The organism is Streptomyces cinereoruber (genome assembly GCF_009299385.1).
In the GTDB taxonomy this organism is placed as follows: Bacteria; Actinomycetota; Actinomycetes; order Streptomycetales; family Streptomycetaceae; genus Streptomyces; species Streptomyces bikiniensis.
The window spans coordinates 2,484,943-2,507,553 of the sequence record NZ_CP023693.1 but is presented as its reverse complement, the minus strand read 5'-3'; the positions used below and the strand labels follow the sequence as shown (position 1 = coordinate 2,507,553).

17 protein-coding genes and 3 tRNA genes are annotated in these 22,611 nt (G+C 73.0%); 10 read left to right on the top strand and 10 right to left on the bottom strand.

Annotated features, from left to right (window positions below; translation table 11 throughout):
- Positions 1 to 41 precede the first annotated feature (41 nt).
- The 3 genes from CP977_RS11140 to CP977_RS11130 form a co-directional block, all read right to left on the bottom strand.
- Positions 42 to 2,138, bottom strand: a complete 2,097-nt coding sequence (locus tag CP977_RS11140) for a molybdopterin oxidoreductase family protein (RefSeq protein ID WP_062755886.1) — start codon at positions 2,136 to 2,138, stop codon at positions 42 to 44.
- A gap of 168 nt (positions 2,139 to 2,306) precedes the next feature.
- The gene (locus CP977_RS11135; RefSeq protein WP_062755888.1) at positions 2,307 to 2,996 is read right to left on the bottom strand and encodes a SanA/YdcF family protein; all 690 of its coding nucleotides are present in this window, start codon (positions 2,994 to 2,996) and stop codon (positions 2,307 to 2,309) included.
- A 34-nt stretch (positions 2,997 to 3,030) separates the two neighbouring features.
- Positions 3,031 to 3,753, bottom strand: a complete 723-nt coding sequence (locus CP977_RS11130; protein ID WP_062755890.1) for an aquaporin — start codon at positions 3,751 to 3,753, stop codon at positions 3,031 to 3,033.
- A gap of 76 nt (positions 3,754 to 3,829) precedes the next feature.
- Between CP977_RS11130 and CP977_RS11125 the strand changes: the two genes are divergently transcribed.
- The 6 genes from CP977_RS11125 (at position 3,830) to CP977_RS11100 (ending at position 11,447) form a co-directional block, all read left to right on the top strand.
- Positions 3,830 to 4,375: a GNAT family N-acetyltransferase gene (locus CP977_RS11125; protein WP_229991659.1), complete on the top strand. Its 546-nt coding sequence runs from the start codon at positions 3,830 to 3,832 to the stop codon at positions 4,373 to 4,375.
- 427 nt (positions 4,376 to 4,802) lie between these two features.
- Positions 4,803 to 5,579, top strand: coding sequence for a sirohydrochlorin chelatase (locus CP977_RS11120; RefSeq protein WP_062755892.1), 777 nt, complete (start codon positions 4,803 to 4,805; stop codon positions 5,577 to 5,579).
- 36 nt (positions 5,580 to 5,615) lie between these two features.
- The gene (locus CP977_RS11115; RefSeq protein ID WP_152370019.1) at positions 5,616 to 6,971 is read left to right on the top strand and encodes a deoxyguanosinetriphosphate triphosphohydrolase; all 1,356 of its coding nucleotides are present in this window, start codon (positions 5,616 to 5,618) and stop codon (positions 6,969 to 6,971) included.
- Between the two features lie 128 nt (positions 6,972 to 7,099).
- On the top strand, positions 7,100 to 8,359 hold the full coding sequence (locus CP977_RS11110) for an NAD(P)/FAD-dependent oxidoreductase (RefSeq protein WP_062755896.1): 1,260 nt from the start codon (positions 7,100 to 7,102) through the stop codon (positions 8,357 to 8,359).
- A gap of 29 nt (positions 8,360 to 8,388) precedes the next feature.
- The gene (gene dnaG / locus CP977_RS11105; RefSeq protein ID WP_062755898.1) at positions 8,389 to 10,281 is read left to right on the top strand and encodes a DNA primase; all 1,893 of its coding nucleotides are present in this window, start codon (positions 8,389 to 8,391) and stop codon (positions 10,279 to 10,281) included.
- 74 nt (positions 10,282 to 10,355) lie between these two features.
- Positions 10,356 to 11,447 (top strand): RNA polymerase sigma factor, encoded by a 1,092-nt coding sequence (locus tag CP977_RS11100; RefSeq protein WP_229991660.1) that lies wholly within the window; start codon positions 10,356 to 10,358, stop codon positions 11,445 to 11,447.
- A 225-nt stretch (positions 11,448 to 11,672) separates the two neighbouring features.
- On the opposite strand, the gene CP977_RS11090 is transcribed toward CP977_RS11100, so the two are convergent.
- The 4 genes from CP977_RS11090 to CP977_RS11075 form a co-directional block, all read right to left on the bottom strand.
- Positions 11,673 to 13,601, bottom strand: a complete 1,929-nt coding sequence (locus CP977_RS11090; protein ID WP_062755903.1) for an ABC transporter ATP-binding protein — start codon at positions 13,599 to 13,601, stop codon at positions 11,673 to 11,675.
- The gene (locus tag CP977_RS11085; protein ID WP_062755905.1) at positions 13,601 to 15,334 is read right to left on the bottom strand and encodes an ABC transporter ATP-binding protein; all 1,734 of its coding nucleotides are present in this window, start codon (positions 15,332 to 15,334) and stop codon (positions 13,601 to 13,603) included. Before CP977_RS11085 ends, CP977_RS11090 begins: the two co-directional genes overlap by 1 nt.
- A gap of 217 nt (positions 15,335 to 15,551) precedes the next feature.
- On the bottom strand, positions 15,552 to 16,991 hold the full coding sequence (locus CP977_RS11080; RefSeq protein WP_152370017.1) for an FGGY family carbohydrate kinase: 1,440 nt from the start codon (positions 16,989 to 16,991) through the stop codon (positions 15,552 to 15,554).
- Positions 16,992 to 17,018: 27 nt separating this feature from the next.
- On the bottom strand, positions 17,019 to 17,330 hold the full coding sequence (locus CP977_RS11075; protein WP_062757103.1) for a hypothetical protein: 312 nt from the start codon (positions 17,328 to 17,330) through the stop codon (positions 17,019 to 17,021).
- A 170-nt stretch (positions 17,331 to 17,500) separates the two neighbouring features.
- Here CP977_RS11075 and CP977_RS11070 point away from each other — a divergent pair.
- The 3 genes from CP977_RS11070 (at position 17,501) to CP977_RS11060 (ending at position 17,894) form a co-directional block, all read left to right on the top strand.
- Positions 17,501 to 17,573: transfer RNA gene (locus CP977_RS11070), tRNA-Asn, on the top strand.
- A gap of 5 nt (positions 17,574 to 17,578) precedes the next feature.
- A tRNA-Asn gene (locus tag CP977_RS11065) sits at positions 17,579 to 17,651 on the top strand.
- A 166-nt stretch (positions 17,652 to 17,817) separates the two neighbouring features.
- Positions 17,818 to 17,894 (top strand) — tRNA-Ile (locus CP977_RS11060).
- Between the two features lie 532 nt (positions 17,895 to 18,426).
- Here CP977_RS11060 and CP977_RS34800 read toward each other — a convergent pair.
- Positions 18,427 to 18,702 carry a hypothetical protein gene (locus tag CP977_RS34800; RefSeq protein ID WP_229991661.1) on the bottom strand — a complete coding sequence of 92 codons (276 nt, stop codon included), beginning with the start codon at positions 18,700 to 18,702 and terminating at the stop codon, positions 18,427 to 18,429.
- Here CP977_RS34800 and CP977_RS34795 point away from each other — a divergent pair.
- A complete protein-coding gene (locus CP977_RS34795; RefSeq protein WP_229991662.1) occupies positions 18,683 to 19,258 on the top strand; it encodes a L,D-transpeptidase family protein in 576 nt (191 codons plus the stop codon). The two genes, CP977_RS34800 and CP977_RS34795, sit on opposite strands and share 20 nt — an antisense overlap.
- Before the next feature lie 76 nt (positions 19,259 to 19,334).
- On the opposite strand, the gene CP977_RS11050 is transcribed toward CP977_RS34795, so the two are convergent.
- Complete coding sequence (locus CP977_RS11050) at positions 19,335 to 20,624, bottom strand: peptidoglycan recognition protein family protein (protein ID WP_152370015.1); 1,290 nt, start codon at positions 20,622 to 20,624, stop codon at positions 19,335 to 19,337.
- A gap of 245 nt (positions 20,625 to 20,869) precedes the next feature.
- Positions 20,870 to 21,256, bottom strand: coding sequence for an MmpS family transport accessory protein (locus CP977_RS11045; RefSeq protein ID WP_229991663.1), 387 nt, complete (start codon positions 21,254 to 21,256; stop codon positions 20,870 to 20,872).
- Positions 21,257 to 22,611 lie beyond the last annotated feature (1,355 nt).

Below are 22,611 nucleotides of genomic sequence, written 5' to 3'. Positions count from 1 at the left end.
GCGCTCCGGGCACACCGCGCGGACGCCGGGCCGGGACGGTCTCAGGCGCGCTCCAGGCGCACCGCGCACACCTTGAACTCCGGCATCCGGGAGACCGGGTCGAGCGCCGGGTTGACCAGCGTGTTGGCCCGGCCCTCGCCCGCCCAGTGGAACGGCATGAAGACGGTGTCCGGCCGGATCGAGGCGGTGATCCGGGCCGGCGCGACGGCCCGGCCGCGCCGCGAGACGACCGTGATCCGCTCGCCCTCGGCCACCCCGATCCGCTCGGCCAGCCTCGGGTGCAGCTCCACGAAGGGGCCGGGCGCCGCCGCGTTCAGCTCGTCCACCCGCCGGGTCTGCGCCCCCGACTGGTACTGGGACACCACCCGGCCCGTGGTCAGCACCACCGGGTACTCGGCGTCCGTCTCCTCGGCCGCCGCCCGGTGCGTCACCGGCACGAACCGGGCCCGCCCGTCGGCCGTCGCGAACCGGTCCAGGAACAGCCGGGGCGTCCCCGGGTGCGCGTCGGCGCCGTCCGGGGCCGCGGGGCACGGCCAGAAGACCCCCCGCTCCTCCTCGACGCGCCGGTAGTCGATGCCCGAGTAGTCGGCGGGCCCGCCGGCCGAGGCGCGGCGCAGCTCCTCGAAGACCTCCTCGGGATCGGTCGGGAAGCCCTTCCCGTGTCCGAGGAGGTCCGCGAGCCCGTGCAGCACCTCCAGGTCGCTGCGCACCCCGGCGGGCGGGGTGAGGGCCCGGCGGCGGAGCAGGACGCGCCCCTCCAGGTTGGTCATGGTGCCGGTCTCCTCCGCCCACTGGGTCACGGGCAGGACGACGTCGGCGAGCGCGGCGGTCTCGGAGAGCACCACGTCCGCGACGGCGAGGAAGTCGAGCGACCGCAGCCGCCCCTCGACGTGCGCGGCGCGCGGCGCGGACACCACCGGGTTGGAGCCCATGAGCAGCAGGGCCTTCACGTCCCCGCCGAGCGCGTCGAGGAGTTCGTACGCGCTCCGCCCCGGCCCCGGCAGCGACTCCGGGTCCACGCCCCACACGCCGGCCACGTGCGCGCGTGCGGCCGGGTCGTCGAGTTTGCGGTAGCCGGGCAACTGGTCGGCCTTCTGGCCGTGTTCGCGCCCGCCCTGCCCGTTGCCCTGGCCGGTGAGGCAGCCGTACCCGCTCAGCGGCCTGCCCGCCCGGCCGGTGGCCAGGCACAGGTTGATCCAGGCGCCGACGGTGTCGGTGCCCTTGGACTGCTGCTCGGGGCCGCGCGCGGTCAGCACCATGCCGGTGGGCGCGTCGCAGAACAGGGCGACGGCCTCGCGCAGGCTCGGCAGGGGGACCCCGGTGATCCGCTCGACCTGCTCGGGCCAGTGGGACATGGCCCCGGCGCGGGCCTCCTCCCAGCCGGTGGTCCGCTCCCGTACGAACTCCTCGTCCACCCTCCCCTCCGCCACCACCAGGTGCAGCAGGCCGAGGGCGAGCGCGAGGTCGGTGCCGGGGCGCGGCGCCAGGTGCAGGTCGGCCTGCTCGGCGGTGCGGGTGCGGCGCGGGTCGACGACGATCAGCTTCCCGCCGTTCTCCTTCAGCTCGGTGAGGTAGCGCAGGGCGGGCGGCATGGTCTCGGCGAGGTTGGAGCCGACGAGGATCACGCACCCGGCCCGGGGGACGTCCTCCAGGGGGAAGGGGAGGCCCCGGTCGAGGCCGAAGGCCCGCTGGTGCGCGGCGGCCGCCGACGACATGCAGAAGCGCCCGTTGTAGTCGATCTGCGAGGTGCCGAGGACGACCCGGGCGAACTTCCCCAGGGAGTACGCCTTCTCGTTGGTGAGGCCGCCGCCGCCGAAGACCCCCACGGCATCGGGACCGTGGTCGGCGCGGGTCCGGCGCAGCCCGTCGGCGACGGCGGAGAGCGCCTCCTCCCAGGACGCGGGCACCAGGGCCCCCGTGTCAGGGCATCGGACCAGGGGCTCGGTGAGCCGGACCCGGGAGGAGAGTACGGAGGGGGCGGTGCGGCCCTTGCCGCACAGGGCGCCCCGGTTGACGGGGAAGTCGGTCCGCTCGACCACCTCGGCGGGCGCCTCCGGAGCGCCGGTGGGGCGCAGCGACATCCCGCACTGGAGGGCGCAGTAGGGGCAGTGGGTGGGGACGGCGGTGGCGTCGGACATGCCGCCAGGGTGCGACGGGAGTGTTACGCGGGGCGGCGCGGCGTATTACGGGCGCGGTGCCATGCCCTCCGCCGGGCGGGCGGCGGGGGGTGAGGGCGGTACCGTCCCGGCGGGCCCGAGCGGGGGAGGCCCGGTGCCTCGGCGGGGCGGCTCCGGGAGGGCGGTGTCTCAGCGGGTCGGTTCCGGGAGGGCCAGCGCCTCGGTGACGCCCTTCTCCTCCGGCCCGAGGAAGTGCGGATCGGGCCGCAGACCGGCGTCGAGGGCCGCCTTGCCCGCCGCGAACACCTCCCGGGTGGTGCCGTAGTACCAGGTGCGGTCGCGGGGCTCGGCGACCCCGACCCCGTACGCGTCGACGCCCGCCCGGCCGCACAGCGCGACGGCCCGCTTGACGTGGAAGTCCTGGGTGACGAGGACGGCCCGGTCGACGCCGAAGACCTTCCGGGCCCGGACGCAGGAGTCCCAGGTGTCGAAGCCCGCGTAGTCGCTGACGATCCGCCCGTCCGGCACCCCGCGCCCGGTGAGGTACGCGCGCATGGCGCTGGGCTCGTCGTACGCGGTCCGGCTGTTGTCGCCGGTGACGAGGAGGACCCGCACCTTGCCCGTGCGGTACAGCTCGGCGGCGGTGTCGAGCCGGTGCGCGAGGTACGGGGTGGGGCGGCCCTTCCACAGTCCGGCGCCGAAGACGACGGCGACGTCCCGGGCGGGCACGTCGGCGGTGGTGCGGAGCTTCCCGGCGGCGGCCGTGTGCATCCAGGTGGCGGGCAGCAGCGCGAGGACGGCGCCCGCCATCACGGCCTGGACGGCGCGGCGGCGGGCCCGGACGGTACGGGGGAGCCACCGGGAGAACCGTGCCGGCATGCGGGAACCTCCGTGGACGGGAACGGGTGTGCTGTCACCCCGTCCGACGCGCCTCGACCGCGTTCGGTTCACCGGACGCCCTGTCTGTTCCGTACAGCACACCCGCCAGGACCAGGCCGCCCAGCATCCCGAGGAGCTGCGCGGCGGCGAAGGCGGGCACCGAGGCGGGGGCGATCCCGGTGAAGGAGTCGGAGAGGGAACGGCCGACGGTGGCCGCCGGATTGGCGAAGGAGCCGGAGGAGGTGAACCAGATCGCCGCGCCGATGTAGCCGGCCACGGCGACCGGGGCGAGACCGGGGCGGCCGATGTGCCGCAGGCCCTGCACGACCAGGACGAGCCCGGCGGTGGCGACGGCCTCGCCGAGCAGCAGGTGCGGCTCCGCGCGCGGCTCGGTGGCCCAGGCGCCGGGCGCCCGGCCGAACATCGCCTCGGCGAGCAGGGCGCCCGCGACGGCCCCCGCGAGCTGCGCGCCGATGTAGGCGATCGCCTCGCGCCCGCCGTTCTCGGGCCGCCGGGACCACCACTCGGAGAGCGTCACGACGGGGTTGAAGTGGGCTCCGGAGAGCGGGCCGATGAGGGCGATGAGCAGCCCGAGGCCGAGGGCCGAGGCGGAGGCGTTGGCGAGCAGCCGGACGCCGGTGTCCTGGCTGAGGGAGTCGGCACGGATGCCGGAGCCGACGACGACGGCGACGAGGGCGGCGGTGCCGATGAACTCGGCGGCGGCGCGCCGGGGGAGCGACGCGGGGGACATTCTCATGGTGGAAAAGATATTCCGTGATTCGGAACGAAAAAAGGGGGGAGGGGAGGGGTGCGGGGTCCGTACGATCCGGACCGTGAAGGCCACGAAGACCGACGACCGCGACGACCCCACCGACCGCGACGCACTCGCCGACCGCGCCGGTCATGCGGACCGCCCCGACCGCCCCGACCTCGTCCTCCGCCGCGCGGTCGGCTCCGACGCCGCCGAAGCGGCCGAGGTCTGGCTGCGCTCCTACGCGGCGGCGCTCCCCGGCGTGCGCCGGGCGCACACCGACGACGAGGTCGGGTACTGGTTCCGGGAGCTGCTCGTCCCCCACCGGGAGACCTGGGTGGCGACGGCCGGGGACGCGACCGTCGCCGTGATGGTCCTGGACGGCGGCGAACTGGACCAGCTCTACGTCGACCCGCCGTGGCGCGGCAGGGGCGTCGGCGACCGGCTCGTGGACCTGGCCAAGCGGCGCAGCCCGGCCGGCCTGGAGCTCTGGACGTTCCAGGTCAACGCCCCGGCGCGGCGCTTCTACGAGCGGCACGGCTTCGTCGCCGCCGAGCACACCGACGGCTCGCGCAACGAGGAGCGCGAGCCGGACGCCCGGTACGTGTGGCTCCCGGAACCCTCCTGACAGGGCGCGCGCGGCGGCCGTGAGGTCACGGAAAACAGCCGTGACCCCCGCGCAACGGGCAGGCAACGAGGGGCCCGCAGGATCGGTCCATGACGGAGCCGGACAGCACGTTCGACACCACCGCCGAACTGCTCACCAGGATCACCGAGCGGCTCGGCACCCGGCTCGGCGAGGTGCGCCCGTACGGCAACCGCTGCGCGGGGGCCCGGCCACCGGAGGTGCGACCGCTGGAAGCCCGGCCGTCGGAGGCCCGGCCGCCCTCGCCCGGCACCGGTCCGCCGCAGACGCGGACGCTCCCGCCCGGTCTCCGCCCGCCGACGACGTCGGGCACAGCGCCCCCGCCCCCCGGCCGCCCGCCGGAGGAATCCGGCCGGGTGCGTCCGTACGGCCTCCCGCAGGGGAAGCCCGACGAGGAGGTACACCCGCCATGCACCACCGCCCCGCCCCCGCCGCCGCTCGCCGACCGGCGACCCTCGTCGCCGTCGGCCACGGCAGTCGCGACCCGCGCGCCCGCGCCACCCTGCTCCGGCTCCTCGACCGCGTCCGCGAGCTCCGCCCCGGGCTCGACGTCCGCCTCGCCCACATCGAGCTGAACGCCCCCCTCCTGGACGAGACCCTCGCCGGTCTCGCCGCCGAGGGCCGGGAGGCGGTCCTCGTCCCCCTCCTCTTCGCCCCCGGCCACCACGTCACCCACGACCTGCCCGCCGCCGTCGCGGCCGTCCCCGGCCTCCGGGCCCGTGTCGCCGCACCCCTCGGCGCCCACCCCCTCCTGGCCGAGGCCCTGGCCGACCGCCTCGCCGAGGCGGGCTGGACCCCGGGGGAGGACGACCGGCGCACCACCGGCGTCGTCCTCGCCGCCGCCGGCTCCCGCGACCCCCGGTCCGGCGCCGAGACCCGCCGCATCGCCGCCCTCCTCGGCGAGCGCCTCGGCGTGCCCGTCGTCCCCGCGTACGCCTCCGCCGCCGCGCCCACCGTCCCCGAGGCCGTCGCCGCCCTCGCCGCCCGGGGCCGCCACCGGATCGCGGTCGCCTCCTGCTTCACCGCCCCCGGCCTCTTCGCCACCCGCGCCGCCGCCCACGCCCCCTGGATCGCGGCCGCGCCGCTCGGCGCCCACCCGGCCCTCGCCCGCCTGGTCCTGCACCGCCACGACCGCGCCCTCGCCGCCCCCGCCGTCGTCCACGGGCGGGAACTCGCCGCCGTCTGAGCGCTTCTGTCGGCCCCTCCGGTTACCTTCGGGGACATGGAAGGCATCAAGGACACCAAGGACAGCACCGACACCCCCGACATCCCCGGATACGACCCCGCCGCGACCGAGCGCTGGGACCCCGAGCCCGACAAGCAGCCGGGCCGCACCGCCTTCCAGCGCGACCGCGCCCGCGTGCTGCACTCCGCCGCGCTCCGCCGCCTCGCCGGCAAGACCCAGGTCGTCACCCCCGGCACCCGCAGCCACGCCTGGGACGCCAGCCCCCGCACCCGGCTCACCCACTCCCTGGAGTGCGCCCAGGTCGGCCGCGAGCTCGGCGCCGCCCTCGGCTGCGACCCCGACCTCGTGGAGGCCGCCTGCCTCTCCCACGACATGGGCCACCCGCCCTTCGGGCACAACGGCGAACAGGCCCTCAACGACGTCGCCAAGGACTGCGGCGGCTTCGAGGGCAACGCCCAGTCCCTCCGCCTCCTCACCCGCATCGAGCCCAAGCGCTTCGTCAAGGACGCCGACGGCGAACTCGTCAGCGTCGGCCTCAACCTCACCCGCGCCGCCCTCGACGCCGCCACCAAGTACCCCTGGGGACGCGGCGGCCACCCCCAGGACCCCGGCTCGCCCAAGTTCGGGGTGTACGAGGACGACCTGCCCGTCTTCGAATGGATCCGGCAGGGCGCCCCCGCCCACCGCAAGTGCTTCGAGGCCCAGGTCATGGACTGGTCCGACGACGTGGCCTACTCGGTCCACGACTTCGAGGACGGCCTGCACGCCGGGCACATCGACCCCAACCTCCTCCTCGCCGAGCCCGAGCGCGCCGACATCTGGCAGGTCGCCATCGGCCGCTACGTACCCGAGGACACCGACCCGCAGGAGCTGGCCGAGGCCCTGGACCGGCTCGTCGACCAGGAGTGGTGGCCGCACGGCTACGACGGCTCGGCCGTCGCCCAGGCCCGCCTCAAGGACGCCACCAGCCAGCTCATCGGCCGCTTCTGCCTCGCCGCCGAGGGCGCCACGAGGCAGGCATGGGGGCACCGCCCAGGCCGTTCAGGCACTGGGGGAGGCTCCGGGCGGCTCACCCGTTACGGCGCCGAGCTGGTCGTCCCCCGCGAGACCCGCAACGAGTGCGCCGTCCTCAAGGCCGTCGCCGTCCGGTACGTGATGCAGCGCGCCGAGCAGGAGGCCCTCCGCGCCGACCAGCGGATCGTCGTCGCCGAACTCGCCGAGGCCCTCGTCAACCGCGCCCCCGACGGACTCGAACCGCAGTTCCGCGCCGCGTACGACAAGGCCCCCGACGACCGGGCCCGCAAGCGCGTGGTGGTCGATCAGATCGCCTCCCTCACCGACGCCTCCGCCCGCGCCCTCCACGCCCGCTTCCACCACCCGCGGGTGCGGTGAGGGAACCCCCGGCCCTCTTCCGCCGCCCCCCTCCGTGCGGGACGCTCGCATGCGGCCCCGGGGCGGTACGGCCCGAAGAACGCCCGGGGGCGTAGGTTGGGAACCGGTCGTAAAGAGGAGGAAACGACGTGGTCGACGCAGATCAGACCTTTGTCATCGTCGGCGGGGGCCTGGCAGGCGCCAAGGCGGCGGAGACCCTGCGCGCCGAGGGGTTCAACGGCCGGGTGATCCTCATCGGCGACGAACGCGACCACCCCTACGAGCGCCCACCCCTCTCCAAGGGCTACCTCACCGGCGCCAAGGAGCGCGACAGCACCCTCGTCCACGAGCCCGCCTGGTACGCGGCGAACGACGTCGAGCTGCACCTCGGGCAGCCCGTCACCGCCGTCGACCGCGAGGCCCGCACGGTCCGCCTCGGCGACGGCACCGTCATCCGCTACGACAAGCTGCTCCTGGCCACCGGCTCCGAGCCGCGCCGCCTCGACGTCCCCGGCACCGACCTCACCGGCGTCCACCACCTGCGCCGGCTCGCCCACGCCGACCGGCTCCGCCAGGTCCTCGCCGGCCTCGGCCGGGACAACGGACACCTGGTGATCGCCGGCGGCGGCTGGATCGGCCTGGAGGTCGCCGCCGCCGCCCGCGGCTACGGCGCCGAGGTCACCGTCGTGGAGGCCGACCCCACCCCGCTCCACCGGGTCCTCGGCCCCGAGCTCGGCCAGCTCTTCGCCGACCTCCACAGCGACCACGGCGTCCGCTTCCACTTCGGCGCCCGGCTCACCGAGATCGTCGGCCAGGACGGCCTGGTCCTCGCCGTCCGCACCGACGACGGCGAGGAGCACCCGGCGCACGCCGTCCTCGCCGCGATCGGCGCCGCCCCCCGCACCGCCCTCGCCGAGAACTCCGGGCTCGCCCTCGTGGACCGGGCCGACGGCGGCGGCGTCGCCGTCGACGAGTCCCTGCGCACCTCCGACCCGGACGTCTTCGCCGCCGGGGACGTGGCCGCCGCCCACCACCCGCTCCTGCGCACCCGGCTCCGCGTCGAGCACTGGGCCAACGCCCTCAACGGCGGCCCCGCCGCCGCCCGCGCCATGCTCGGCAAGCCCGTCTCGTACGACCGCGTGCCGTACTTCTTCACCGACCAGTACGACCTGGGCATGGAGTACTCGGGCTGGGCGCCCCCCGGCTCGTACGACCAGGTCGTGGTCCGCGGCGACACCGGCAAGCGCGAGTTCATCGCCTTCTGGCTCAAGGAGGGGCGCGTCCTCGCCGGGATGAACGTGAACGTGTGGGACGTCACAGAGCCGATCCAGAACCTCATCCGCGCCCGGACGCCGGTGGACCCGGAGGCCCTCGCGGACCCCTCCGTACCCCTGGACGGCCTGATCTGATCACCGCCGCTCCCACGTAGACTTCACGCGTGGCAGGCAGGATCAACGACGACGACGTGAAGGCGGTACGGGACGCGGTCCCGATCGACGCCGTCGTGTCCGAATACCTCCAGCTGCGCAACGCGGGCGGCGGGAACCTCAAGGGGCTCTGCCCCTTCCACGACGAGAAGTCGCCCTCCTTCCAGGTCAGCCCGAGCAAGGGACTCTTCCACTGCTTCGGCTGCCAGGAGGGCGGCGACACCATCGCCTTCGTGATGAAGATCGACCACCTCTCCTTCTCGGAGACGGTCGAACGCCTCGCCGCCAAGGCGGGCATCACGCTCCGGTACGAGGAGGGCGGCTACAACCCCGGCCACCAGCGCGGCGAACGCATCCGCCTGATCGAGGCCCACCAGGTCGCCGCCCGCTACTACGCCGACCAGCTCGGCTCCGCCGAGGCCGAGATCGGCCGCAAGTTCCTCGCCGAGCGCGGCTTCGACCAGGCCGCCGCCGAGCACTTCGGCGTCGGCTACTCCCCGGCCGGCTGGGACCACCTCACCCGCTTCCTGCGCGGCAAGGGCTTCTCCGACAAGGAGCTGATCCTCTCCGGCCTCTCCCAGGACGGCCGCCGCGGCCCCATCGACCGCTTCCGCGGCCGGCTCATGTGGCCGATCAAGGACGTCGGCGGCGAGATCGTCGGCTTCGGCGCGCGCAAGCTCCGCGACGACGACAACGGCCCCAAGTACCTCAACACGCCCGAGACCCCGATCTACAAGAAGTCGCAGGTCCTCTACGGCATCGACCTCGCCAAGAAGGAGATCGCCAAGAGCAGCCGGGCGGTCGTCGTCGAGGGCTACACCGACGTCATGGCCTGCCACCTCGCCGGGGTCACCACCGCCATCGCCACCTGCGGCACCGCCTTCGGCGGCGACCACGTCAAGATCCTCCGCCGCCTCCTCATGGACAACGGCTCGGCCCGTGTCATCTTCACCTTCGACGGCGACGCCGCCGGCCAGAAGGCCGCCCTGCGCGCCTTCGAGGACGACCAGAAGTTCGCCGCCGAGACGTACATCGCGGTCGCCCCCGAGGGCATGGACCCCTGCGACCTGCGACTCGCCAAGGGCGACGAGGCCGTCGCCGACCTGGTCGAACCCCGCACCCCGCTCTTCGAGTTCGCCCTCCGCCAGATCGTGCGGCGCTACGACCTGGAGACCCCGGCGGGCCGGGCCGCCGCCCTGGACGAGGCCGCCCCGATCGTCGCCAAGCTCAAGAACCTGGCCGTGCGCCACGGCGTCGCCGTCCAACTCGCCGGGATGCTCGGGATCATGGACGAGCGGTTCGTCGTGCAACGGGTCAGCCAGATCGCCCACTGGCAGCGCGACCGCGGCGGCCGGGGCCGCACGGACGACCACCGGCCGCGTCGCGAGACGCCCCCGATCCAGGCCCCCGTGGCCCCGCCCGGCCCCGCGCTCAACCTGCGCAGCCCCGCCCACCGCACCGAGCGCGAACTCCTCAAACTCGCCCTCCAGCGGCCCGAACTGGTCTCCCCGGCCTTCGACGCCTACGGGGTGGACGAGTTCACCGCCCCGCCCTACGCGGCCGTCCGCCAGTGCGTCCAGGACGCGGGCGGCGCCACCGGCGCCCCCGCCGACTACCTCGACGCCGTCCGCGCGGCCGCCCCGAACGACACCGTCCGCGCCCTCGTCACCGAACTCGCCGTCGAGACGATCTTCGCCAAGACCGTGGACGAGGCCTACGCCGGCGACCAGCTCGTCACCGTCCGCCTGCGCGCCGTCGACCGGCGCCTCCGCGAGGTCCAGGGCGCCCTGGCCCGCCTCGGCCCGAACGGCGACCCGGAGAAGACCGCGGCCGTGCAGAACGAACTGTGGGTGCTCACCCAGTACGGGCAGTCCCTGCGGAACAACGGCGCCGCCGCGCTCTGACGCACGGTCACCCGGCGGACTCAAAAAGTCACCGCACGCCCCTCGTGGCGGCGATGTGTCGTACCCCACACTGGATGACGGTGCCGTTCCGCTCCTCCTGGAGGTCGCCCGCCGTGCAGACCCAGACCGTGCCGCAGGACCAGCAGGACCAGCAGGACCAGCAGGACCGGACAGAGTCCGACGAGAACGTGGAAGACGCGGAGGAGCCCGCGGTCGTCCCGGCCCAGCGCCGCCGCCCGGACCCCGGCGGCAACGGCCCCTCCTCCGACCTCTTCCGCCAGTACCTGCGCGAGATCGGCCGCATCCCGCTCCTCACCGCCGAGGAGGAGGTCGAACTGGCCCGCCGCGTCGAGGCCGGCCTCTTCGCCGAGGAGAAGCTGGCCAACACCCCGGACCTGGACACCCGCCTCGCGGGCGACCTGGACAGGCTCGTCGTCCTCGGCCGGATCGCGAAGCGCCGGCTCATCGAGGCCAACCTGCGCCTCGTCGTCTCCGTCGCCAAGCGGTACGTGGGCCGGGGCCTGACCATGCTCGACCTCGTCCAGGAGGGCAACCTCGGCCTCATCCGGGCCGTCGAGAAGTTCGACTACGCGCGCGGCTACAAGTTCTCCACGTACGCCACCTGGTGGATCCGCCAGGCCATGTCCCGCGCCCTCGCCGACCAGGCCCGCACCATCCGCGTCCCCGTCCACGTCGTGGAACTCATCAACCGGGTCGTCCGCGTCCAGCGCCGCATGCTCCAGGAACGCGGCTACGAACCCACCCCCGAAGAGGTCGCCGCCCAGCTCGACCTGCCCCCCGAGCGCATCGGGGAGGTCCTCCGCCTCGCCCAGGAGCCGGTCTCCCTGCACACCCCCGTCGGCGAGGAGGAGGACGTCGCCCTCGGCGACCTCATCGAGGACGGCGACGCCACCTCCCCGGTCGAGTCCGCCGCCTTCCTCCTCCTGCGCCGCCACCTGGAGGACGTCCTCTCCACCCTGGGCGAACGCGAACGCAAGGTCGTCCAGCTCCGCTACGGCCTGGACGACGGCCGCCCCCGCACCCTGGAGGAGATAGGGCAGCTCTTCGGCGTCACCCGCGAACGCATCCGCCAGATCGAGTCCAAGACCCTCGGCAAACTCCGCGACCACGCCTACGCGGACCAGCTGCGCGGCTACCTCGACTAGGGCCTGTCCGGCGGATCATGGCCGGGGCCGCGACGCCTGGCACGGCACCTCGCCACGTTGCCGAAACGTCCCGATAGCTCCGCTATCGACCCGCTCCGGCGCCTTGCGAGCCACCGCACCAGACGCCGCGGCCTGCCCGACCCTGACCCGCCGGACAGGCCCTAGGACCTGTCCGGCGGCCCGTACCGCGTGCCCCGCGGGGAAGCGGTACGGGCCGCCCGGCCGTCAGTCCACCTCCGCCACCGCCTGCGCGAACTGCGCCGCGTACAGGCGGGAGTAGGCGCCGCCCGAGGACAGCAGATCCTCGTGGGTGCCCTGCTCCACGATCGAGCCGTTCTCCATCACCAGGATCACGTCCGCGTCCCGGATCGTGGAGAGCCGGTGGGCGATCACGAACGAGGTGCGGCCGTGCGCGAGGCGGGCCATCGCCTTCTGGATCAGGACCTCGGTGCGGGTGTCGACCGAGCTGGTGGCCTCGTCCAGGACGAGGATCACCGGGTCGGACAGGAACGCGCGCGCGATGGTGATCAGCTGCTTCTCGCCCGCGCTCACCCCCGAGCCCTCGTCGTCCAGGACCGTGTCGTACCCGTCGGGCAGGGTCCGGACGAACCGGTCGGCGTGCGCGGCCCGCGCCGCCTCCTCGATCTCCGCCCGGGTCACCGGGCGCGTCGCGCCGTACGCGATGTTGTCCGCGATCGTCCCGCCGAAGAGCCAGGTGTCCTGGAGGACCATCCCGATCCCGCTCCGCAGCCGCTCGCGCGACATCCTCGCGACGTCCACCCCGTCCAGGGTGATCCGCCCGCCCGTCACCTCGTAGAACCGCATCAGCAGGTTCACCAGGGTCGTCTTGCCCGCGCCCGTCGGACCGACGATCGCGACCGTCTGCCCCGGCTCCACCGTCAGCGACAGGTCCTCGATGAGCGGCTTGTCCTCCTCGTACCGGAAGGAGACGTGCTCCAGGGCGACCCGGCCGCGCGATTCGAGAGGCTTCTCGTCCGTCGGGGCGTCCGGCTCCTGCTCCTCCGCGTCGAGCAGTTCGAAGACCCGCTCCGCCGAGGCCACGCCCGACTGCACCAGGTTCGCCATCGACGCGACCTGCGTCAGCGGCATCGAGAACTGGCGCGAGTACTGGATGAAGGCCTGCACGTCACCGATGGAGAGCGTGCCGCTCGCCACCCGCAGCCCGCCGACCACGGCCACCAGGACGTAGTTGATGTTCGAGATGAAGAACATCACCGGCTGCATCACGCCGGAGTTGAACTGCGCCTTGAACCCGGCCTCGTACAGCGCCTCGTTCTGCTCGCGGAAGTCCTTCGCGGACTCCTCCTGCCGCCCGAAGACCTTCACCAGGGCGTGCCCGGTGTACATCTCCTCGATGTGCGCGTTGAGCGTGCCCGTGGACCTCCACTGCTGTACGAAGTGCGGCTGCGAGCGCTTGCCGATCCGCGCCGCCACGACCACCGACACCGGGACCGTCACCAGGGCCACCAGGGCGAGCAGCGGCGAGATCCAGAACATCATCGCGAGCACGCCGACGATCGTGAGCAGCGAGTTGATCAGCTGGCCCATCGACTGCTGGAGCGTCTGAGAGACGTTGTCGATGTCGTTGGTCGCCCTGGACAGCACCTCGCCGCGCTTGGCCTTGTCGAAGTACGACAGCGGCAGCCGCGCCAGCTTCGTCTGGACGTCCTCCCGCATCCGGTAGACCGTCCGGTTGATCACCGTGATCGACAGGCGGGTGGCGACCAGCATCAGCAGGCCCGCCGCCACGTACACCGCGAGGACCAGGAGCAGCACCCGGCCCACGGCGGAGAAGTCGATCCCCTGCCCCGGGGTGAAGTCGACGCCGGACAGCATGTCCGCCATGCCGTCCTGCCCGTCGGCGCGCAGCCCCGCCAGGGTCTCCGCCTTCGTGGCGCCCGGTTCCGTCTGCCGCCCGACCACCCCGGCGAAGATCAGGTCCGTCGCCCGGCCCAGGATCTTCGGCCCGATCACGGAGGCCGCCACCGAGAGCACGCAGGCGATCAGCATCACCCAGAGCGCGCCGCGCTCGGGCGCCAGCTGCCGCAGCAGCCGCTTCCCCGAGCCCTTGAAGTCCATCGACCGCTGGTCGGGGCCGCCACCGGCCATCATGCGTCCGCCAGGACCGGCCATCAGGCTGCCTCCGCCTCGGTCAGCTGGGAGAGCACGATCTCCCGGTACGTCTCGTTGTCCGCCATCAGCTCGTGGTGGCGCCCGGTGCCCACGACCCGGCCCTCGTCGAGGACCACGATCCGGTCGGCGTCCCGGATGGTCGACACCCGCTGGGCGACGATCACCACCGTCGAGTCCGCCGTCTCCTCGGCGAGCGCGGCCCGCAGCAGGGCGTCCGTCTCGTAGTCCAGCGCGGAGAACGAGTCGTCGAACAGGTAGATCTCCGGCCGCTGCACGAGCGTCCGCGCGATCGCGAGCCGCTGCCGCTGCCCGCCGGAGACGTTGGTGCCGCCCTGCGCGATCGGCGCGTCCAGCCCGTGTTCGAGCTTCCGTACGAAGTCGGCGGCCTGGGCGACCTCCAGGGCGTGCCACAGCTCCTCGTCGGTCGCGTCGGGCTTCCCGTACCGCAGGTTCGTCGCCACCGTCCCCGAGAAGAGGTACGGCTTCTGGGGCACGAGCCCGACGGTCCGCGCCATGAGCGCGGGGTCGAGGGCGCGCACGTCCACGCCGTCCACGAGGACCTCGCCGCCGGTCGCGTCGAAGAGCCGGGGCACGAGCCCGAGGAGGGTGGACTTGCCGCTGCCCGTCGAGCCGATGATCGCGGTGGTCTCGCCGGGCCGGGCGACGAGCCCGACGTCCTTGAGGACCGGTTCCTCCGCGCCCGGGTAGCGGAACTCCGCGCCCCGGACCTCCAGGTGCCCGCGCCGGTCGAGCGCCGTCACCGGCTCGGCCGGCGGCACCACGCTCGACTCGGTCGCCAGGACCTCCTCGATGCGCTCGGCGCATACCTCGGCGCGCGGCACCATCATGAACATGAAGGTGGCCATCATGACGGCCATCACGATCTGCATCAGATAGGCGAGGAAGGCGGTCAGCGCGCCGATCTCCATCCCGCCGCCGTCGATGCGGTGCGCGCCGAACCAGACCACGGCCACGCTGGACACGTTCACGACCGTCATCACCGTCGGGAACATCAGCGCCATCAGCCGGCCGGTCGCCATCGAGACGTCGGTCAGCTCGGCGTTGGCCCCCCGGAAGCGCTCCTCCTCGTACCCGTCCTTCACGAAGGCCCGGATGACCCGGTTGCCGGTGATCTGCTCGCGCAGCACCCGGTTCACCGTGTCGAGGCGCGTCTGCATGGTCCGGAAGAGCGGCCGCATCCGCCGCACGATCAGCGACACGGCGACGCCGAGCACCGGCACCACCGCGAGCAGCACGCCCGACAGCGGCACGTCCTGGCCGAGCGCCATCACGATGCCGCCGACGCACATGATGGGCGCGGAGACCATCAGCGTGAACGCCATCAGGACCAGCATCTGGACCTGCTGCACGTCGTTGGTCGTACGGGTGATCAGCGAGGGCGCGCCGAAGTGCCCCAGCTCCCGGGCGGAGAAGGACTGCACCCGGTCGAAGACGGCGCCGCGCACGTCCCGGCCGAGCGCGGACGCGGTCCGCGCGCCGTAGTACACGGCCCCGACGTTGCAGACGATCTGGACGACGGAGACGCCGACCATCAGGGCGCCGAAGCGCAGGATGTAGCCGGTGTCCCCGTGCACGACACCGTTGTCGATGATGTCGGCGTTCAGGGTCGGCAGGTAGAGGCTCGCGCAGGTCTGCAGGAACTGGAGCAGCACGAGCAGCGCGATGGGTTTTCGGTGGGGCCGTAGGTGGGTCCGGAGAAGTCTTATGAGCACGGGACTTACTATCGCCCGCGACCCGGGGCCGTTACGACCGGTTTCCGGGGCGCTGTAAACCCTGGGGAAGTCTTTACGAACGAGGCCTTGTGGGGCGGGCCGACGCCCTTGCGGGGCGGGCGCCGCGCACGGCCCCGCCCCGGAGGTCACCCGCTCCGGGGCCGACGGTCAGCCGCTCCGGGCGCCCGGAGGCCGACCGTTCCCGGAACGGCGGCGGTCACCCGCCGAACGCGCCCGGGTGGATCTGCTCCCGCGTCGCCGTGTACTGCTGCCGCACGGCCCGCCCCGCCGCCAGCTCGTCCGCCGGCTCCAGGACCTGCGTGGCGGCGCCCTGCCAGGCCGGGGGAGCGGAGGGCGACAGGGTGCCCCGCGCGACCCCGAGGGCCCAGGCGGCCTGCCGGGCCGCGCCGAGCGCCGCGTAGTCGGCCGGCTGGGGGACGACGACCTGCGCGCCGAAGATCGCCGGAGAGAGCGCCTGCACCGCGTGCAGCGCGGCGGCGGGACCGAGCAGGAAGACCCGCCGCACCTCCACGCCCCGCCCACGCAGCACGTCCAGGGCGTCGGCGAGCGCGCAGAGCATCCCCTCGAACGCCGCCCGCGCCAGGTGCTCGGGCTTCATCGACTCGCGCCGCAGCCCGCTGAGCGTGCCCGCCGCGTGCGGCAGGTTCGGGGTCCGCTCGCCCTCCAGGTAGGGCAGCAGGACGAGCCCGGAGGCGCCCGGCGTCGACTTCAGGGCGAGCGCGGAGAGCTCGTCCAGGGAGTCGAGGCCCAGCATCTCGGCGGTGCCGCGCAGCGCCCGCACCGCGTTGGAGGTGGAGACGACCGGCAGGTGCATGCCGGTGGCGTCGGCGAAGGAGGTGATCATGCCGCCGGGGTCGGCGAGGGCCTCGTGGTGCACGGCCATCACGGAGCCGGAGGCGCCGAGCGAGACCACCGCGTCGCCGGGGCCGAGCCCCAGGCCGAGGGCGGCGGCCATCGTCTCACCGGTGCCGGCGGAGATCAGCAGCCCCTCGGGGGTGGTGCCGGCGGCGTCGGAGGGCCCGAGGACCTCGGGCAGCGCGGCCCGGTGGCCGAGCGCGAGCTCGACCAGGTCGGGGCGGTACGCGCCGGTGCGGGCCGACCAGTAGCCGGTGGCGGAGGCGGCGCCGCGGTCGGTGGTGCGGCGCGCGGGGCGGCCGAGGAGTTGCCAGACCAGCCAGTCGTGCGGCTGGAGGACCAGGGCGGTGCGCCGGGCCTGCTCGGGCTCGGTGCGGGCCAGCCAGCGCAGCTTGGCGACCGGCTGCCCGGCGGCGGGCACGCTGCCGACGGCCTCGGCCCAGGCCTGCCGGCCGCCGAGCGAGTCGATCAGGTCGGCGGCGGCGACCTGCGCCCGCTTGTCGTTGCGCACGAGCGCGGGCCGCACGAGGGCGCCCTGCGCGTCGAGCGGCACGAGCCCGTGCTGCTGCGCGGAGACCCCGATGGCCTCCACGCCTTCGAGGAGACCGCCGGTGGCGGCCTCCCCGAGCGAGAGCAGCCAGGTCTGCGGATCGACGTCCACGGCCTTCGGGTCACCGGGGTGCGGGGCGTACCCCTGGCGCAGTACGGCACCCGTGTCGGTGTCACAGACGACGATGCGTGTGAACTCAGCAGAGCTGTCCAGTCCGGCGACTATCCCCATGACAGAGATTCTGCCGCACGCGGGGCCTCAGGTGTTGCTGGTGCCCCACTCCTCGCTCTCGACCTTCCCGTTGCTCTGGCCGCGCTCGCGCAGCGCGTGGACCTTGTCGGCCACGGCGGGCGGCAGGTGGTCGCCCACCTTGTCGCCCACGACGTGCGCGGCCTTCCCGGCGACCTGCCGCCCGGTCTGGGCGGCGGACTCGGCGGCGTTGCGCACGGCCGGGTTCTGACTGATGTCCTTGGCGGACTTCTTCAACTTCTCGTACTGCTCGCGTCCGGCCCGCGTGCCGATGACGTAACCGAGGGCGAGTCCCGTGACGAACGTCAGCTTGTATCGCATGGCCACCACCTTCCCTGGAGAGCTTCCTTGATGCATCGCTGGTGCCCACGGCGGTGCCACGGCGATACCGATTGGCGGAGCACCCCCCTGCTTGCGCTAATGTATGTGTCGCAGCGAGCGCGCGCCGCCCGGGAAGGCCCGGGGTGGATCCGTTCGGTGCAACGCAGCAATCCCCTGTAGCTCAATTGGCAGAGCAGCCGGCTGTTAACCGGCAGGTTACTGGTTCGAGTCCAGTCGGGGGAGCGCGATCCCCTGTAGCTCAATTGGCAGAGCATTCGGCTGTTAACCGGAGGGTTGCTGGTTCGAGTCCAGCCGGGGGAGCGGAACGGAAGAGGACCCTTCGGGGTCCTTTTTCGCGTCCGGGGGAACCGTGCGGGGCACGAAGGGGTCTTCATGGTCGAGCAGAGCCGATCTTCCGGAGCAGGAGATCGTATGAGCGGCTATGCTGCGGCAGACGGCGCGCACACATGTACGCGCCACACCGAACGGGGCGGTAGCTCAGCCGGTTAGAGCAGCGGACTCATAATCCGTCGGCCGTGGGTTCGAGTCCCACCCGCCCCACCACAGAAAAACGTTCCGATCCGCGGAAACGCCCCCTGGAAGGGTGCTTTCGCGTGCGGCGTTCGCCTCTCGGCGGTACGGCGGAGCGGGCGTCCCCGGCCTGTCTCGCGGGGGTCGCGCCTTCCTGGCCCGCGGCTTCGGTGGAGCGTGGGTGTGAAGCCATGTCGATGATCCCACGGCGACCCCATGGCCCCTGTGTGTGACGCGCCGCACATCGTGCCGAATTCTCCGTGCTTGCCGCCGCTCCACGCGGGGCCCGTCGCCGCGTTCGGCAGGGGCGACGACGGCCGTGTCCGCAATGTCCGCCGCCTGGTACCCGCGGCTGCGGGGCCTGTATAACCGGCCGCCTTGATGCGCGGTGGTGGGTGCCGCGCTGTTCCGACGAACCGAGGAATCACTTCGTGCTGCGCTCTTCCTGTAGGTACGCGTCCGTTCTGGCCGTCATCGGGACGATGACCCTCGTGTCGGCCTGCGGCGGCGAGAAGGAGCCCGCCGGCTCCGCGGCCTCCGTCGCGCCCGGTGCCGCCCCGGGCGGCTACGAGACCGAGAGCGGCTCCGCGTCGGCGAGCCCGTCCGTCTCCGTCTCCCCCTCCGCCTCGGCCTCCGCGTCACCCTCGACGCCGCCCTCCGCCTCGGCCTCCCCGTCCGTGTCGCCCTCCGCGTCCCGGTCCGCCTCCGCCAAGCCGTCCGGAAGCGCGGCCCCGAGGGCGAAGCCCACGAGCGGTACGGCCGGTGGTGGGACCGGGGAGCAGACGTCCGCGCCCGCCGTGGCGCCGGACTTCCCCGTGCCGGTGAACGTCGGCAACGCCACGCAGGTCATCACGGTCGAGGCCGCCGGCTCGTACGCCACCGTCACCGCGTGGCAGAAGGGATCGACCGGCTGGAAGGCCCAGTTCTCCACGAGCGCCGGACGCGTGGGCTCCAACGGCGTCGTGGACGGCTCGACCCGCCGGCAGAACACGTACACCACGCCGTCGGGCACGTACACGATCACCGAGGGCTTCGGGGTCCAGTCCGGTGGAACCGCCATGCCGTACACGAAGGTCGACGACCGTCACTGGTGGGTGCAGGACCCGGAGTCGAAGTTCTACAACCAGATGCGCACGGCGGAGGGCGCGGACTTCCCGCTCACCGAGTCCGGCGAGCGCGGCAGCGAGCATCTGATCGACCATTCGACGCAGTACGCCAAGGCGCTCGTCATCGACTTCAACCGGTGGCCCGCCGTGCCCGGCCGTGGCGCCGGGATCTTCCTGCACGTCAACGGCAGCGGCGCGACGGCTGGCTGCGTGTCCGTGCCGCGGGCGACGATGGACCGGATCATGGGCTGGGTCGAGCCGTCGGCGAACCCGCGGATCGCCATCGGCTGACACCGAGCCGTGTGACGGCCGGCGGCCGGGACTCTGGGGAGGGTCCCGGCCGCCGGTGTGTCCGTGGTCGTGCTCGTCAGTTTCCGATGGCGTACGGGGAGGCGCCCGCGGTCGTGCGGATGCCGGGGAGTGCCGAGTAGAGGGTCGCGCCGGGGCAGAGCGTGGCGTAGCCGTCGCGGTGTCCGGAGATGGTGTTCAACGTGGCGACCTGGCCCTTCTTCCACACGCCGGTGTCGGCGGCGGCGGTGAGGGCCACCTCGGCCTCCGGGTCGACGCCGTGCAGGCCGAGCTTCCAGGCGGCCAGGTCGGCGATGGCCTGCCGGGCCGCGGCCGTCGGGGTGCCGCCGTTCTCGTAGTCGCCGAGCAGGGAGACGCCCGAGGAGTAGCTGTTGAAGCCGTAGGTGTGCGCGCCGAGGACGGGCCGGTCCACGCCGCCCGCGCGGCCTTCGAAGACCGTGCCGCACTTGTCGACGAAGAAGTTGTAGCCGACGTCGTTCCAGCCGTTCGTCCGCACGTGGTAGCTGAGGATCGCGCGGATGACGGCCGGGGAGTCGGCGCAGGTGTAGTCGTTCGTCCCGGCGGTGTGGTGGACGAAGACGGCGTCGACCTCGTTCAGGTACGAGGGCGGGTCCTGGACGAGCGACTCGTCCGCGCCCCAGCCGGCACGGCTGACGATGGCGGGAGCCGTCGGAGCCGTCGGAATGGTGGTGGCAGCGGGCCCGGTGGGCTCCTGCGCGGGCACTGTGCCGGGGGCCGGGCCCGTGGGGGCTCCGCTGGTGGGGGGCTCGGCGTCCCCCTTTCCGCTCCCCTGGGTGCCGCCGTTGTCCTTGCCCTTGTCTTTGCCCTTGACGGTCTCGCCGGGGTCGATCATGTCGAGGCGGAGCGCCTCGGGCACCGCGGTTTCCTCGCCGTCCGCGACGACCCGCGCCTCGACCCCGTCCGACGGGCCGACCCACAGCGGCTCCGAGGCGCCCCGCACCTCCGGCTCCTCGCCCTCGGTGGACTCCGGCGCCCGTATGTCGAAGTCGAGGTCGTGCCATTCGCTCCACTCGCCGGTCGCGGCCTCGCGGGTACGGATCTGAGCGGTGCCCTCGAAGGTGTCGCCGCTGTCCTCCCACGAGACGCCGACGAGCGAGAACGTCGGTGTTCCGGTGCGCGGGAGCGCGCGCCTCTTCGGATCCTTGCCGTCCAGGGCCAGCGCGTGCGCCTTCGCCGACCGTGTCCCGTCACCGGGCCCGGCGCCCTCGCCACCCGCCGAGGCGGCGGCGGTCACGGCCGTGCCTCCCAGGACGACGACTCCCGCCGCGAGCCACGTCGCGTACTTCTTACCGTTCGCCCGCCTGGCGCGGGCTCCTCTCGGACTCATTTCCCATCCCTTGTAGGCAGCCGATCCATATCCGCGGCGGCCTGCCGCCGGCGGCTGTGCATGCGGTGGGACGGGAAACCAGGGGGCATGATGGATTCAGATAGTCTTCAGTGGCAATCGCCATTTGATTTCCGAGGGTGCGCACCCCGAATTCCCGCCGCACAGCGCAGCGGTTATACACGACCTGTCGGATCCGGCGCATCCGAGCGCGCAAACCGGACAGTGAGTTCCCGGAAGTCGGCGTGCTACCCCTCGCCGTCACCGGAAAGGAGCTCGCCGGTGCACGTGGCACGTCCGTATTCGCCCGTGGCGGTGGCGCGCTGGACGTGTTTGCCCCGGATCGCCAGTGCGCAGGCGGCCTGTCCGCCTTTTCCGTCGAGGACGACGGCGACGGCCGGGGCCTTGCCGAGGGGCGCCCGGACGGACTTCTTCCAGGGAAGCGTGACGCCCTTCTCGACCGTGGCCGTGCCGTCCTCGCTGCGGGCGAGGTAGGAGATCTCGGCGGTACCCGTGCCTGTGACCTCGTACGTCACCTCGGCCGTGGGGACGGCCCGCGGCTTCGGCGGCTCCTCGGTGTCGAGCATGCCGTAGCCGACGAGCCCGAGGCAGGCGAGCAGGACGATTCCGGCCACCAGTAGTCCCCGTCGGTCAGGCGAGCCCTCGGTGCCCGCGTGTTCACTTTCCTGCGGTGCGGCGTTTTCCGCGATTTCGCTGGATGGCATGGAAGAGCCCGGCTTTCGGTGAACTGGCAGATGAACCGGGTGTTTATACACCAGGCTGCCGGTCGGACGCGAGCGAGCGGAAGAACCGGACGAACAACACCGCTTTCGAGCTGCCGATTGTCCTGTATGTCGCCAGGATTGACCTGGCGTCAGGAGTCTGGTTAGAAACCCCCCTGCAGCTCCGCGAGGTTTCATCTCCCTGTCTTTTGCGGCCGGCTCGCATTGCTTCAAGCCGGGCGGAAACATCCGCTCCGGCTCGTTCGGCGTGCCCATTTCGCGTGCAGCGACGCGGGTGTGCCGATACCGAAAGGTATCGTGGTGAAAGTCCCACACAGGAGATTTCTCTCCTGCCTGGTCGTATCGGCGGTGGCGGGCACATTGTTGCCCCAGGCCGCCCATGCGGCCCCTGCCTCGCCGTCCTCGGGTGACGACACCGGCGTCTTCGACACGATCGCGGGCTGGTTCCAGGACGACGAGAAGGGCGAGGCGAAACCCCCGGTCGGCGGGGCGCTGGAGATACCCAGCCGGGAGAAGCTGCCGAAGGGCGAGAAGCTTCCGAAGGCCCAGCGGGTCAAGGAGCTGACGGCCAAGCGCACCTCGCAGGCGCGCTACTGGCAGCTCTCCGACGGCCGGATCGAGGCCGAGCTGACGGCGGTACCGACGTCGTACCGGTCCGGGACGTCCTGGAAGCCGGTCGAGACGACGGTGCGCGCCACCGGGGACAAGGGCTTCGACTTCGCCAACACCACGAACACCGGCAAGAGCTGGTTCGGCTCCGACGCCGACGGGTTCATGCGGTTCGAGGCGGAGGGCGGCGGGGCGGTCACGCTCGGTCTGGCCGGCGCGGGCGCGCTCAAGCCGGAGGCGAAGGGCGACCAGGTCCTCTACAAGGACGCCGTCGCCGGTGCGGACCTGTCGTACCGGGTGGGCAACGGCCAGGTGAAGGAGGACATCGTCCTGGCCGAGCGTCCGGCCGGTCCGGTGTCCTTCACCTTCACCCTGGACACCGAGGGCGGTCTGACGCCCAAGGCCCGCGAGGACGGCTCGGTCGCCTTCTTCGGCGAGGCCCCGGGCACTCCGGTGATGGTGATCCCGGCTCCGTACATGACGGACGCCAGGAAGGATCCGCGGTCGGTCACCGGCGGCACGTACAGCACCGCGGTCACCCAGAAGCTGAGCCGGGATGCGGACGGCAAGGGCTGGAGGCTGACGCTCACGCCGGACGCGAAGTGGCTGGCGGCCAAGGAGCGGCAGTACCCGGTCGT

Coding starts and splice junctions, on each gene's coding strand:
- CP977_RS11140 (WP_062755886.1), bottom strand. CDS start 2,138: ATGTCCGACGCCACCGCCGTCCCCACCCACTGCCCCTACTGCGCCCTC.
- CP977_RS11135 (WP_062755888.1), bottom strand. CDS start 2,996: ATGCCGGCACGGTTCTCCCGGTGGCTCCCCCGTACCGTCCGGGCCCGC.
- CP977_RS11130 (WP_062755890.1), bottom strand. CDS start 3,753: ATGAGAATGTCCCCCGCGTCGCTCCCCCGGCGCGCCGCCGCCGAGTTC.
- CP977_RS11120 (WP_062755892.1), top strand. CDS start 4,803: ATGCACCACCGCCCCGCCCCCGCCGCCGCTCGCCGACCGGCGACCCTC.
- CP977_RS11115 (WP_152370019.1), top strand. CDS start 5,616: ATGGAAGGCATCAAGGACACCAAGGACAGCACCGACACCCCCGACATC.
- CP977_RS11100 (WP_229991660.1), top strand. CDS start 10,356: ATGACGGTGCCGTTCCGCTCCTCCTGGAGGTCGCCCGCCGTGCAGACC.
- CP977_RS11090 (WP_062755903.1), bottom strand. CDS start 13,601: ATGGCCGGTCCTGGCGGACGCATGATGGCCGGTGGCGGCCCCGACCAG.
- CP977_RS11080 (WP_152370017.1), bottom strand. CDS start 16,991: ATGGGGATAGTCGCCGGACTGGACAGCTCTGCTGAGTTCACACGCATC.
- CP977_RS11075 (WP_062757103.1), bottom strand. CDS start 17,330: ATGCGATACAAGCTGACGTTCGTCACGGGACTCGCCCTCGGTTACGTC.
- CP977_RS11050 (WP_152370015.1), bottom strand. CDS start 20,624: ATGAGTCCGAGAGGAGCCCGCGCCAGGCGGGCGAACGGTAAGAAGTAC.